Origin of the sequence: Microbacterium sp., from assembly GCF_041641055.1 — a bacterium.
Taxonomy (GTDB): domain Bacteria; phylum Actinomycetota; class Actinomycetes; order Actinomycetales; family Microbacteriaceae; genus Microbacterium.
The window spans coordinates 139,699-152,989 of sequence record NZ_JBEPZB010000001.1 but is presented as its reverse complement, the minus strand read 5'-3'; the positions used below and the strand labels follow the sequence as shown (position 1 = coordinate 152,989).

Here is a 13,291-nt window from a genome sequence, read left to right as displayed (position 1 = left end):
TACTGGAATTCAATAAAGCTCTATAAAGTCAATAAATTGAGCCTCAACTCCCGCTGGTGCGGGGCAGCGGCTTCAGGTCCTGCAGCGCCGGACCTTCGATGCGGGTGCCGTCCGCGGTGAATCGCGAGGCGTGCAGCGGGCAGTCCCAGGTGCATTCCGCGTCGTTCCAGTCGAGCACGCCGCCCAGGTGAGGGCACACCGCGGACACCGCCCGGGTGACTCCGTCGACCGTCGAGATGCCGACAGGTCGCCCGCCGCGGTTGGCGACGACGCCCTCGCCCTCGGCCGGTCTCGGAACGGGCACGGGTGTCGCCTCGGCCTGCACCCAACCGCTCGTGGCGGCGGCGGCGACCTTCGCGCCCTCGACCGCACCGCGCGCGAGGTCGGCGGGTACCGTCAGACGGGTGCCGATCTTGACCATCCACGACGGACGATCGTGCCACCCCGCACCGAGGATCTCGGTGGTCAGGCGCAGGGCGGCGGCCGGGGCGTTCGACAGCCCCCACTTGGCGTAGCCGGTCGCGAAGCGGATGCGGCCGAGTCCGCGCGGCATCGCGCCGACGAAGGGGATCTGGTTGTGCGACTCGTAGTCCTGCGCCGACCAGCGGTGCGTCTCCTCGGCATCCGGGAAGTACTGCCGCGTCCACTCGACCAGGTCGTCGACGGCCGCCTTCTCGCCGTCCGAGCGTCCGACGGCGTGCCCGTTGCCACCGACGACGAGCTGCGCTGCCGTGCCGGGGCCGTCGGCGGTCGAGACGGGACGGATCGACCGCGACGGGCTGTCGACCGAGATGAAGGTGCTCGCCGGGACCTGGCTGGACGTGCGGAACGAGACGCAGTACGAGCGGAACGCGCGCATCTTGCTGAAGTACAGCCCCCGGTCGAGGATCGGATACCCGGTCGCGATCACGATGTGCTCGGCGAACAGGGGACCCACCGGCGTCTCGACGCGAGGTTCGGGGAGGGCGTGGGTCGCCATGACCCTGACTCCGGTGTGCAGGGTGCCGCCCGCAGCGATCAGCTCCTCGGCGAGGGCCTGGGCCACGCGGGCCGGATCGATCGTCACCTGGTCGTCGAGCGCGACGGCGCCGGATGTGGGGAAAGCCGCGTCGGACAGCTCGCCGCGCGTCAGCATCCGCGTGGCGAGTCCCGCCTCGCGGGCCGCCGAATGCACCTCGCGCACAGCCTCGAGCCCGTCGGACTCCTGGGCGTACGAATGATCCACGCGCCTCTCGTACGGGACTCCCGCGTGGTCGGCGAAGGCGACCAGCCAGTCCATGCCCTCGCGATTGCCCTCGACATACGCCTGCACGAGAGAGGCGGAATGATGCCTGCGGATCTCGGCGAGCCGCTGCCCCTGCAGCAGCGTCAGCTTGCCCGTGTTGCCCCCGGTGGCGAGCTCCGCCACCTGACCGGCCTCGATCACCGCGACGTCGAGGCCCGCGCGGGTCAGCATGACGGCGGTGGTGAGTCCGGTGAGTCCGGCACCGACGATGATGACGTCGTGACGTGCGCCGGGGTCGAACGGGGTCCCGGTGGGCGGAGTCCGGTCGAGCTTCCACAGTGGCTTCATGTCCCCAGTGTTCGTCCGGGCGGCGCCGATGCCCACCGGGTTGACATTCGACGGATGCCCCGCAAAGGCGCGGATAGAGTGGCGGCGTGACCCTGCGCCGACTCCTTCTCGTGTTCGCGGGCGGCAGCATCGGCACAGCGATGCGGCTCGCGATCGGGCTGTGGATGCCGGATGAGGGCGGCATCCCTCTCGCCACCCTCCTGGTGAACGTGGTCGGGTCGCTGCTGATCGGCGTCCTCGCCGCGCGGCTGCCCTCCACTGCCGAGATGCGGGTCTTCCTCGGAACCGGCGTGCTCGGCGGCTTCACGACCTACAGCGCCTTCATGACGGGGACGATCGCCCTCTGGGCGGCCGCACCGCTGCTGGCCTTCGCCTACGCCGCGGGGAGTCTCGTGCTGGGCCTCGCGGCGGCGGCTGCGGGCCTGGTCATCGGACGCCCGCGCGGCTCCGGGCGCCCCACTGGAGCCGACTCGTGACCCCGCTGCTCTTCGTCGCGGCCGCGCTCGCCGGAGGAGTGGGCGCCATGCTCCGCTACGCCCTCGACGTCGGGGTCGCGAAGATCGCCGGGCGGCGCTTCCCCTGGGGCATCCTCGTGGTGAATCTCACCGGCTCGTTCGCCCTCGGCCTCGTGACGACGGCGATGCCCGCGCAGCTGATCCTCCTCGGCGCGGGACTGCTCGGCGGATACACCACGTTCAGCACGGCGATGCTCGACGCGGTGGCGCTGTGGCGCGACGGGGAGCGCGCGGCATCCGCAGCGAACGCCATCGGCATGCTGCTGCTGGGGCTGCTCGCCGCAGCGCTCGGGATCGCCCTGGGCTCGGCGCTCTGACCCGCGCGCAGTTCACGGAGTTCGTCCTTGCGGCCCGCCGGATTCCCGGCTAGTCTCCTTGCTAATCGTTTAACTGCTAATCGTTTAACATCTTGATCCGGCTCGAACGATTCCCCCGCACCCGTCAAAGGAGACACCGATGCCCCGCACCTCCCGCCGCGCCCTCGGCGCCCTCGCCGCCTCCGCGGCTGCAGTCCTCGCGCTCAGCGCCTGCTCGTCCTCGACCGGAGGTGAGAGCTCGTCCGGTGGCGACGTCACGCTCAGCTACGCGATCTGGGATGAGAACCAGAAGCCGGCGATGGAGGACATCGCGGCCGCGTTCGAGAAGGAGAACCCGAACGTCACGATCGACATCCAGGTGACGCCGTACAAGGAGTACTTCACCAAGCTCCAGACCGCGGCGACGGGCGGTTCCGCCGCCGACGTGTTCTGGATGAACGGCCCGAACTTCCAGCTCTACGCCTCGAACGGCCAGCTCGCGCCGCTCGACGATGCCGGAGTGGATGCCGCCGACTACCCCCAGGGACTCATCGACCTCTACACGTTCGACGGGAAGCTCTACGGCGCTCCGAAGGACTTCGACACGGTCGCCCTCTGGTACAACAAGGCCCTCTTCGATGCCGCAGGCGTCGAGTACCCCTCCGCGGGGTGGACGTGGGATGACTTCACCGCCGCCGCTGCCGCGCTCACCGACCCGGCCGCTGGTCAGTTCGGCGTCGCCGCGAGTCAGTACGGCCAGGAGAACTTCTACAACTCGATCGCCCAGGCCGGAGGCGAGGTCATCTCGGCCGACGGCACGGAGAGCGGCTACGGTTCGCCGGAGGCCCTCGCGGGCATCGAGCTGTGGACCGACCTGATCGAAGCCGGCTCCTCGCCCACCGCGCAGCAGATGACGGACACCAATCCGGAGGACTTCTTCCTCTCCGGCAAGGTGGCCATGTTCCAGAACGGCTCGTGGGCGGCGATCGCGTACGGCGACAACGCCGAGATCGCCGACTCGGTCGATGTGGCGCCGCTGCCCACAGGACCCGAGGGCAACCAGAGCGTGATCCACGGGGTGGGCAACGTGGCCAACGCGAAGAGCGCTCATGTGGCGGAGGCGAAGGCGTTCGCCGCCTTCGCGAGCGGGGAGGAGGCCGCGAAGATCCAGGCCGAGACCGGCACCGTGATCCCCGCGTTCAACGGCACCCAGCAGGCCTGGGTCGACGCGCTGCCGCAGTACGACCTGCAGGTCTACATCGACGCGCTCGAGACCGCCGTCCCGTACCCGGTCTCGAAGAACACGTCCGCGTGGACGAGCATCGAGAGCGAGGTGCTGTCGCAGGTCTGGTCGGGTGCCGTCGCGCCGAAGGAGGGTCTGAAGGACCTCGCTGAGCAGATGCAGGCGGCCCTGGACGCCGAGCAGGAGTAATCGATCATGACCGCCGTCGCGTCCAGGACGCACGCCTCGACCGAGCGGATGCCGGAGGCCACGAGCCCCGGCATCCGCCGTCGCCGGCGCACCCCGGGAGCATCCCCCTGGTGGGCTCTCGTCTTCATCGGACCCACCGCGCTGGGCATCGCCGTCTTCTACCTCTGGCCGACCGTGCGCACGCTCATCATCTCGTTCACCCGCTCCGGTCCGTTCGGCGGCGCGGAGTGGGTCGGCATCGAGAACTACGCGCGGCTCTTCCAGGATCCCGAGCTGATCGGAGCGCTGCGCAACACTGCGATCTACACGGTCATCGCCCTCATCGGCATCCCTCTCGCCGTGGGTATCGCCGCGCTGCTGAACACGACGGGCCTCCGCGGCCGCAGCGCGTACCGGACCCTCTACTTCATCCCCGTCGTGACGATGCCCGCGGCGATCGCGCTCGTCTGGCGGATGATCTACAACGGCGACTACGGCGTCCTCAACGCCGCGCTCGGCACGGTGGGTATCGACGGCCGCAGCTGGCTGACCGACCCGAACACCGCCCTCGTCGCCATCGCCGTGGTGGGCATCTGGGCGGGGCTCGGCACCAACATCGTGATCTTCCTCGCCGGTCTCCAGGGCATCCCCGACACCATCATGGAGGCGGCCGACCTCGACGGCGCCGGCCCCGTGCGCAAGTTCTTCTCCATCACGATCCCCCTGCTGTCGCCGTCGATCTTCTTCGTCAGCGTCATCAGCGTGATCGGCGCGCTGCAGGTCTTCGACCTCATCTACATGATGCTCGGCCGCAGCAACCCGGCCATGCCCAACACCCGCACCGTCGTCTACCTGTTCTATGAAGCGGGCTTCCTCGACAACGACCGCGGATACGCCGCCGCCGTCGCCTTCCTGCTGCTCGTGATCATCCTGCTGCTCACGGTGGTGCAGTTCCGTCTGCAGAAGAAGTGGGTGCACTATGAGTGAGCTCTCCCTCGACACGCGCGCCGTCGTCGGCGCCCGCCCGGACCGCTCGCACCGCAAGCCGGGCGTGCCGCGCAACCGCGGCCTCTGGATCGTGCACGCGATCCTGCTCGTCGGCGCCGTGCTGATGGTCTTCCCGTTCGTCTGGCAGCTGCTGACCTCGTTCAAGACGCTGTCCGACTCCGTGCAGGTGCCGCCGAGCCTCCTGCCCCGCGAGTGGGTGTTCACCAACTTCGCCGAGGTCTTCGACTCGATGCCGTTCGCTCAGATGTTCGCGAACTCGGTGCTCCTCACCGTCGGCCGCACGGTCGGGCAGGTGGTGCTGTGCACCATGGCGGGCTACGCGTTCGCGCGCATCCCCTTCCCCGGCCGCAACGCGCTCTTCGTCGTGTTCCTCTCCGTGCTCATGGTGCCCTCGCAGCTCTACCTGCTGCCGCAGTACGAGATCATCCAGTCGCTGGGCTGGCTGAACACCCTGCAGGCGCTCATCGTGCCCGGCATCTTCAGCGCGTTCGGCACGTTCCTGATGCGTCAGTTCTTCATGTCGATGCCCGCGGAACTCGAGGAGGCCGCGCGCATCGACGGAGCGAATCCGTGGCAGACCTTCTGGCGGATCATGGTTCCGCTCGCGAAGCCTGGCATCATCGCTCTCGTGGTGTTCACTGTGCTGTGGTCCTGGAACGATCTGCTCTGGCCGTTGATCGTGACGACCGACCCCGCCAAGATGCCGCTGTCGGTCGGGCTCTCGCAGCTCGTCGGCATCCACGGCACCGACTATCCGGTGCTGATGGCAGGAGCGCTGCTCGCGACGCTGCCGATGCTGGTCACGTTCATGATCCTGCAGCGGCAGTTCATCCAGGGCATCGCCTTCAGCGGATCGAAGGGCTGACCGATGGCAGAGCGCAGGCAGCAGGCGACGACGTCGCGGCGACCCACCCTCCGGATGGTCGCTGAGCGGGCGGGGGTCTCGACCGCCACGGTGTCGTACGTGTTCTCGGGGCGGGCGGGCGCCGCCTCCGGCGCCGGAGTGGCGGAGGCCACTGCGGCGAAGGTCCTCGCCGCCGCCGAAGAGCTCAACTATCGTCCGAACAGCGCGGCACGCACGATCCGCACCGGACGCAGCGGCATGGTGCAGCTCTCGCTGCACATGCTCAGCGACCCGTGGTCGCTCGCGGTGGCCGACGCCGTGAACGTCGAGGCGAACAGGCACGGCCTCACGACGCTCATCCTCGCCGACGGCGACTGGCACGCGGCACTCGACCGGGTGGAGAGCGACGTCGCCTACCTCGACGGCGTGGGGATCGATCAGGATGCCGAGCGCAAGCTCGCCGACCTCGTGCGCCGCGGTCAGCGTCTGGTCGTCTTCTCCGAGCACCTGGAGCCTGCGGGGTTCGATGTGGTGCGCTCGGATGCGATCCCGGGATGCGAGATCGCGATGGACCACCTGCTCGAGCGGCACACGGCGATCGGATGCCTCGCCGCAGAGGGCGCCGTGCGCCTCGCTCCCAGCCAGGTCACCCGGTACACGCCATACCTCGAGAAGATGGCGGCCGCCGGCATCGACGTCGACCCTGACTGGACGGTCACCTACACCGAGGGGCAGGCCAGCGCCTTCGCCGCCGCCGTGCAGCTGCTGTCGAGGGACGACCGACCCCGTGCCATCTACGCGACCACCGACTTCGCCGCCATCGCGGCGATCAACGCGGCGCACATGCTCGGACTCCGCGTGCCCCAGGACGTCGCCGTGATCGGCGTGGGCAACACCCCCGACGCGCAGCTCGTCGCCCCCACGCTGACCACGGTCGGGCCGACGGACTTCTACGAGCGGCAGGCGCGCATCATCATCGACCGCGCGCTCGCCGCAGACGACTCCGCAGGGCAGCTGCACGAGTTCGCCTGGTCGCTCTTCCCCGGTGCATCGACCGATCTCGACGCCCCCACCCCTCACTCGCGCTGACGCGGTCGTCAGCGCGCACACGACTCGACTCCCAGAAGGACCACCGTGGATCTCACCATCGGACTCATCGGCTTCGGCGCGCGCGCCACACTCCGCGAGGAGGTGCACCGCCCCGGTCGGGGATCGCGCATCACCGCGGTCTGCGACCCCTCGGAACGCGCTCGCGACGACGCACGACGCCTGCTCCCCGACGCTCTCGTCACCGACGATCTGGACGAGCTGCTCGCCTCGGGCATCGACGCCGTCATGGTGCTCACGCCCGACGACACGCACGCCGCCCTCAGCATCCGCGCCCTGGAAGCGGGCGTCGCGGTGTTCTGCGAGAAGCCCCTCGCGATCGACCTCGCCGACGCCGACGCGATGCTCGAGACCGCCCGCCGCACCGGCAGCCGCCTCTACATCGGGCACAACATGCGCCACATGCCCGTCATCACCCTGATGCGTGGACTGATCCAGGACGGCCGGATCGGCGACGTCAGGGCCGTCTGGGTGCGCCACTTCGTCGGACACGGCGGCGACTACTACTTCAAGGACTGGCACGCCGACCGACGACGCACCACCGGCCTGCTGCTGCAGAAGGGCGCGCACGACATCGACATCATCCATTGGCTCGCCGGCGCGTACACCGAGCAGGTGGCCGCGATGGGCGAACTCAGCGTCTACGGCGACATCACCGATCGACGCGAGCGGGTCGGCGAGCGGATGCCGGACTGGTTCAGCGTCGACAACTGGCCGCCCACCTCGCTCACGGGGCTGAACCCGGTGATCGACGTCGAGGACATCTCGATGGTGAACATGCGGCTCGCCGGCGGCATCCTCGCCTCGTACCAGCAGTGCCATTTCACCCCGGACTACTGGCGCAACTACACGGTGATCGGCACCGAGGGGCGCATCGAGAACTTCGGTGACACGGCGGGCAGCGAGGTGCGGCTGTGGAACCGGCGGCACCGGGGCGCGGCCGACGCGGACGAGACGTTCATCGTCCCCGAGGCCGCGGATGCCGGACACGACGGTGCCGATGCGCTCCTCGTCGCCGAGTTCCTCCGCTTCGTGCGCGACGGGGGAGTGACCGAGACGTCACCCGTGGCCGCTCGCGAGGCGGTCGCCGCCGGCATCCTGGCGACGGAATCGCTGCGCGGTGACGGCTCGTCGATCGCGGTGCCCCCGCTGGATGCCGATCTCGTCGCCTACTTCGAGCGGGGTCAGGTCGAGTAGGCGCCAGCCCCGATTCTCACTGCGCGCACCGGGCGAACCCTCAGGTTCGGAATGCAGAATGTACAAAAGTACATGTACTCGCGTACAGGCATGACGGCATCGGGGGTTGGGGATGAGCGAGGGCACACGCCGCCGTCGTGATCCCGAAGCGCGCCGCCTCGCGATCGTCACGGCTGCGGCCGAGCTGATCGTCGAGATCGGCGTCGATGCCCTCACACATCGTAAGGTCGCGGCGAGGGCCGGCGTGCCGCTCGGTTCGACGACGCAGTACTTCGCCACGCTCGACGATCTGCGCAATGCCGCGATCGGCGCGCTCGCCGCCGAGATCGAGGCGCGCATCGACGAGACCCGGCGTGCCGTGGTCGTCGAAGGGGTGACGCCGGAAGGTCTTGCCAGACTCGTGCGGCGCGGCCTCGAAGACGCGCACGCCATCCAGGCCGATCGTGCCGTGGTCACCGCCGCCGTCCACGATCCGCGGGTGCGCGCATTCGCTCGGCAGTGGTCGGACGAGATCGTGGGATTCATCGCACCCGTGCACGGCGTGAACCGGGCCCGCGCGGCCGCCGTCTTCATAGACGGCGTACTCTGGCACTCTCAGATCCACGACGAGCCGCTCGACGAAGAGCTCATCCGCGACGCCCTCGCCGGGATCCTGACCCCCTCTCCGGCGTCCGCTCCCGCATCCACCGACGCTGCTTCCGCTGCTTCTGCTGCTTCTGCCTGATCCGACCGAGAGAGAACCCGCCTTGTCGAAACTCGCCGTCCTGAGTCTCAAGAACCGCGCACTGATCGCACTGATCACGATCGTCGCCGCCGTGTTCGGCGGGCTCGCTCTGACGAACCTCAAGCAGGAGCTCATCCCGTCGCTCGAACTGCCCAACCTGATGGTCATGACGACCTACCCCGGCGCCTCGCCCGAGGTCGTCGAGAACGACGTCTCGACGCCGATCGAGTCGGCGATCCAGGGCGTCCCCGGGCTCGAGGGCACGACGGCGACCAGCACGACGAACGCCTCGATCGTGCAGGCGACCTTCGCCTACGGCACGAACCTCGCGACCGCCGAGCAGAAGATCCAGCAGGCGCTCAACCGCATCTCCGGCCAGCTGCCCGAAGACGTGAGTCCGCAGGTGCTGACGGTGTCGATCGACGACTTCCCGGTGATCCAGGTGGCGGTGACCGGGTTCGAGGACGCGGAGAACGCGCAGGCCGAACTGCAGAGCGTGGCCATCCCCGACCTCGAGGACGTCGACGGGGTCAACGCCGCCGAGATCATCGGCGGGGTCGGACAGCGGATCACGATCACCCCCGACGTCGCGAGGCTCGCGGCGGCAGGGCAGAGCACGCAGGCCATCAGCACGGCGCTGCAGCAGAACGGCACCCTGTTCCCCGGCGGCGACATCACCGAGGACGGGCAGACGCTCACGGTGCAGACCGGGGCGAAGATCACCTCCGTCGAGGAGATCGCCGCCCTGCCGCTGGTCGGCACGAACGAGACGATCGGCGACGTCGCCAGCGTCGTGCAGGAGACCGATCCGGTGTCGTCGATCTCGCGCGTCGACGGCGAGGACGCGTTGTCGATCTCGATCACGAAACTGCCGGCCGCGAACACCGTCGAGGTGTCGCAGGGAGTCATCGCCGCGCTCGACGAGATCGGCGAGGCCTTCCCGGATGCCGAGTTCACGATCATCTTCGACCAGGCGCCGTTCATCGTGCAGTCGATCGAGACGCTCGCGACCGAGGGGCTGCTCGGGCTCGTGTTCGCGGTGATCGTCATCCTCGTCTTCCTGCTGTCGATCCGCTCGACGCTCGTCACGGCGATCTCGATCCCGACGAGCGTGCTGATCACCTTCATCGGCCTGCAGGCGTTCGGCTACTCGCTCAACATCCTCACCCTCGGTGCGCTGACGATCGCGATCGGCCGCGTGGTCGACGACTCGATCGTCGTGATCGAGAACATCAAGCGCCACTACGTCGGCGATGCCGACAAGGGCGATGCGATCCGTCTCGCGGTGCGCGAGGTGGCGATGGCGGTGACCTCATCGACCATCACGACGGTCGCGGTGTTCCTGCCGATCGTGTTCGTGGGCGACATGGTGGGCGAGCTGTTCCGGCCGTTCGCGATGACCGTGTCGATCGCGATGGTCGCGTCCCTGCTCGTCTCGCTGACGATCGTCCCGGTGCTCGCCTACTGGTTCCTCCGCCCCGGCAAGCCGCTGCTCGACGAGGACGGCGTGCAGATCGACCCGGAGGATCCCGCCGCACCGCCGACCTGGCTGCAGCGCCAGTATCGGCCGATCCTCGGGTGGACCCTCAAGCACTCGGGGCTCACCGTGATCCTCGCCGTCGTGGTGCTGGGCGCCACGCTCGCCGCCGCTCCGCTGATGAAGGTCAACTTCCTCAGCGACTCCGGTCAGAACACCATGACCGTCACGCAGGATCTCGGTCCGACCGCGAGCCTGGAGACCAAGTCCGAAGCGGCGATCGCCGTCGAGGATGCGCTGCTCGACATCGACGGCGTGACGCACGTGCAGGCCTCGATCGGATCGAGCGGCTCCGCGCTGCGGGATGCCTTCTCGGGCGGGGCAGGCGTGACGTACTCGGTGCTCACCGACGGCGACGCCGATCAGGAGAAGCTGCGTGCCTCGGTGCAGGACGCGATCGAAGACCTCACCGACGTCGGAGAGGTCTCGGTGGCGGCATCCGCCGGCCTCGGCTCGAGCGACATCGAGATCTCGGTGTCGGCGTCGAACGCCGACGACCTGCAGACCGCGACCACCGCCGTGGTCGACGAGCTCGACGGGCGGGACGGCATCGGCCAGATCACCGACAACCTCGCGGCCGCTCTGCCGTACCTCGCCGTCGTCGTCGACCGCGATGCGGCCGCCCAGCGGGGTCTGTCGGAGGCGGCGGTCGGCTCCATCGTCTCGAACACGATGCGCCCGCAGCAGCTCGGATCCGTCGAGATCGACGACACCGCGCTCACCGTCTACCTCGCGACGTCCGAGCCGCCGGCCACCGCGCAGGCGCTGCGCGAGCTCGCGATCCCGACGCCCCTCGGCGTGGTGCAGCTCCAGGACATCGCCGCCGTCGAGGAGCGCAACGGCCCCACCTCCATCACCACGGAGCAGGGACGCCGCACCGCGACGATCACGGTGCCCCCGGCATCCGACAACCTCGCCGTCGCCACCCAGTCGGTCACCGCGGCGCTCGCCGCCGTCGACCTGCCGGACGGCGCCTCGGCCGAGGTCGGCGGAGTCGCCTCGCAGCAGGCCGACTCGTTCTCGCAGCTCGGACTCGCGATGCTCGCGGCCATCCTGATCGTCTACGTCGTGATGGTCGCGACGTTCAAGTCGCTGCGCCAGCCGCTGCTGCTGCTCGTCTCGGTGCCGTTCGCCGCGACCGGCGCCATCGTGCTGCAGATCGTCACGGGGGTGCCGCTCGGCGTCGCATCGCTGATCGGCGTGCTGATGCTGATCGGCATCGTGGTCACGAACGCGATCGTGCTCATCGACCTCGTGAACCAGTACCGCGAGAAGGGGCTGTCGACGATCGACGCCGTCAAGGCCGGTGGCGAGAAGCGTCTGCGGCCGATTCTCATGACGGCCCTCGCGACGATCCTCGCCCTCACCCCGATGGCACTCGGCGTGACCGGCCACGGCGGGTTCATCTCGCAGCCGCTGGCGCTCGTCGTGATCGGCGGGCTCATCTCCTCGACCGTGCTGACACTCATCGTGCTGCCGACGCTCTACAACCTCGTGGAGGGGGCGAAGGAGCGGCGCCGGGCGCGGCGAGCCGGGTCGGGCGACGACGGGTCTGCAGCGGTCGAGGGCGATGGTCCGGCGGACGGACCGGTCACCTCCGGTGGAACCGGTGCTTCGAGTGGTGCCGTTCCTGCGGGTGGTCTGGCGCCGGCCGCTGCGGGATCTTTGGGCTCGGCATCAGGTTCTGAGCTGCCGCACGCGAACCAGCTGACGCGACGGGAGCTGCGCGAGCGCGGCGAGTAGCCGCGACTCCGCGTTCGGTATTCAGCACGGCTGCGCCTGACGCCCGCCCGGAACCGTTTTCCGGGCGGGCGTTCGCCGTTTCCTGCTGAGTCGTGCACGCGGCCCGGCCGGAACCCCGGGAAGTCTTGCTCACGGGGCGTGCCACAACTCCGGAGATCCGGGCGCGAAGCGCCGACGTCGGCGTGATTCGGCGACGCCGGGCACGCTTCTCCGGAGTTCTGGAGCCGCCGCGGCCGTGGTCAGTCGAGCGTGATGCCCCATTCGAGGGTCCAGGTCTCGCCAGGGGCGAGCCGGCGCAGGCCGACACCGCTGTTCAGGGCATCGGCGGGAGCGGTCATCGGCTCGATCGCGACGGCGAGCGTCTGACCTGGGTACTTCTCGGTCGTGAAGACCTGCACGAAGTCGAAGCCCGCACCCTGCCAGAGGGTGAGGCGGCGGCCGTCGGGAGCGGTCAGCGAGTGCCGTACGAGTCCGTCGGCATCGCGCTCGAGGTCCGTGAATCCGGTGTCGAGGCTGACATCGCCGATCCGGACGCCATCGAGCAGCGAGGCATCCGCTGCTCGTGCACCGGTGGGGAGCATCCGCTCATCGGTGTCGACGGCGGTCTGCGCCGGCACCCGCAGCACGAGGTCGTGCGGATCGACATCACCGATCGTGAGGAAGGGGTGCGTTCCGAGTGCGACCGGCGCGGCGGTGGCCGAACGGTTGGTCAGCGCGTGCGTGACGTCGATGCCGTCGGCGCGCAGCACGTAGGTCACGCTCGTCTCGACCACGTAGGGGTAGCCGGTCTGGGGGAAGATGGTGGCGCTGAGGGTGGTCGCCGACGCCGAGTCCTCGATGTCATACGCGACGAATCGCAGCAGCCCGTGGCTGGCGTTCATGAACTTGGGCTCGGTGATCGCGAGCTGCCGTTCGGTGCCCTCGTCGCTCCAGAGTCCGTCGCGCACCCGGTTCGGCCAGGGCACGAGGACGACGCCGGAGCACGACGGGGTCGGCGCGTCGAGCGGGTACGGCGCGATGAGGTCGACGGATCCGATGCGGAGGGAGCGGAGGGATGCGCCGACCTGAGCGATCTGCGCGCTGACGTCGCCGAGCTGGAGGTGCACCTGTGTGCCGGTGGGGGATGCGGAGTTCACTCCGCCATCGTATGGCGAGCAGCATCCGCGATGGGGCTGGGCGGTTTTTCAGGTGCGACCGCTACACTTGATGCGTCGGCTTCGGACACCCGCGCATGGCGCGGACGTTTTTGTGTAAGAAGTGTGAGTCCAGGGGCCGATGGTGAGCGTCGCTCGACGCTAATCAACCATCACATGAATGGCCCCGGCCGCTGACAGTC

11 protein-coding genes are annotated in these 13,291 nt (G+C 69.1%); 9 read left to right on the top strand and 2 right to left on the bottom strand.

Going from position 1 to position 13,291, the window contains the following annotated elements; all coding sequences use genetic code 11:
• Positions 1-43 precede the first annotated feature (43 nt).
• Positions 44-1,573: an FAD-dependent oxidoreductase gene (locus tag ACESK8_RS00640; protein WP_372966853.1), complete on the bottom strand. Its 1,530-nt coding sequence runs from the start codon at positions 1,571-1,573 to the stop codon at positions 44-46.
• An 86-nt stretch (positions 1,574-1,659) separates the two neighbouring features.
• Between ACESK8_RS00640 and ACESK8_RS00635 the strand changes: the two genes are divergently transcribed.
• The 9 genes from ACESK8_RS00635 to ACESK8_RS00595 all read left to right on the top strand — a co-directional run bounded on the left by ACESK8_RS00635 (position 1,660) and on the right by ACESK8_RS00595 (position 11,955).
• On the top strand, positions 1,660-2,049 hold the full coding sequence (locus ACESK8_RS00635; RefSeq protein ID WP_372966852.1) for a CrcB family protein: 390 nt from the start codon (positions 1,660-1,662) through the stop codon (positions 2,047-2,049).
• Positions 2,046-2,405, top strand: a complete 360-nt coding sequence (locus ACESK8_RS00630; protein ID WP_372966851.1) for a CrcB family protein — start codon at positions 2,046-2,048, stop codon at positions 2,403-2,405. The genes ACESK8_RS00635 and ACESK8_RS00630 overlap by 4 nt, the downstream gene beginning before the upstream one ends.
• Positions 2,406-2,544: 139 nt before the next feature.
• Complete coding sequence (locus tag ACESK8_RS00625) at positions 2,545-3,816, top strand: sugar ABC transporter substrate-binding protein (RefSeq protein ID WP_372966850.1); 1,272 nt, start codon at positions 2,545-2,547, stop codon at positions 3,814-3,816.
• 6 nt (positions 3,817-3,822) lie between these two features.
• Positions 3,823-4,782: a carbohydrate ABC transporter permease gene (locus ACESK8_RS00620; protein ID WP_372966849.1), complete on the top strand. Its 960-nt coding sequence runs from the start codon at positions 3,823-3,825 to the stop codon at positions 4,780-4,782.
• On the top strand, positions 4,775-5,668 hold the full coding sequence (locus ACESK8_RS00615; RefSeq protein ID WP_372966848.1) for a carbohydrate ABC transporter permease: 894 nt from the start codon (positions 4,775-4,777) through the stop codon (positions 5,666-5,668). Before ACESK8_RS00620 ends, ACESK8_RS00615 begins: the two co-directional genes overlap by 8 nt.
• A gap of 3 nt (positions 5,669-5,671) precedes the next feature.
• Positions 5,672-6,736 (top strand): LacI family DNA-binding transcriptional regulator, encoded by a 1,065-nt coding sequence (locus ACESK8_RS00610; RefSeq protein ID WP_372966847.1) that lies wholly within the window; start codon positions 5,672-5,674, stop codon positions 6,734-6,736.
• 45 nt (positions 6,737-6,781) lie between these two features.
• Positions 6,782-7,951, top strand: coding sequence for a Gfo/Idh/MocA family protein (locus ACESK8_RS00605; protein WP_372966846.1), 1,170 nt, complete (start codon positions 6,782-6,784; stop codon positions 7,949-7,951).
• 112 nt (positions 7,952-8,063) lie between these two features.
• The gene (locus ACESK8_RS00600) at positions 8,064-8,675 is read left to right on the top strand and encodes a TetR/AcrR family transcriptional regulator (RefSeq protein ID WP_372966845.1); all 612 of its coding nucleotides are present in this window, start codon (positions 8,064-8,066) and stop codon (positions 8,673-8,675) included.
• 22 nt (positions 8,676-8,697) lie between these two features.
• A complete protein-coding gene (locus ACESK8_RS00595) occupies positions 8,698-11,955 on the top strand; it encodes an efflux RND transporter permease subunit (protein ID WP_372966844.1) in 3,258 nt (1,085 codons plus the stop codon).
• A gap of 239 nt (positions 11,956-12,194) precedes the next feature.
• On the opposite strand, the gene ACESK8_RS00590 is transcribed toward ACESK8_RS00595, so the two are convergent.
• Positions 12,195-13,091, bottom strand: a complete 897-nt coding sequence (locus ACESK8_RS00590; RefSeq protein WP_372966843.1) for an aldose 1-epimerase family protein — start codon at positions 13,089-13,091, stop codon at positions 12,195-12,197.
• Positions 13,092-13,291 lie beyond the last annotated feature (200 nt).

Coding starts and splice junctions, on each gene's coding strand:
- ACESK8_RS00640 (WP_372966853.1), bottom strand. CDS start 1,573: ATGAAGCCACTGTGGAAGCTCGACCGGACTCCGCCCACCGGGACCCCG.
- ACESK8_RS00625 (WP_372966850.1), top strand. CDS start 2,545: ATGCCCCGCACCTCCCGCCGCGCCCTCGGCGCCCTCGCCGCCTCCGCG.
- ACESK8_RS00620 (WP_372966849.1), top strand. CDS start 3,823: ATGACCGCCGTCGCGTCCAGGACGCACGCCTCGACCGAGCGGATGCCG.
- ACESK8_RS00615 (WP_372966848.1), top strand. CDS start 4,775: ATGAGTGAGCTCTCCCTCGACACGCGCGCCGTCGTCGGCGCCCGCCCG.
- ACESK8_RS00610 (WP_372966847.1), top strand. CDS start 5,672: ATGGCAGAGCGCAGGCAGCAGGCGACGACGTCGCGGCGACCCACCCTC.
- ACESK8_RS00600 (WP_372966845.1), top strand. CDS start 8,064: ATGAGCGAGGGCACACGCCGCCGTCGTGATCCCGAAGCGCGCCGCCTC.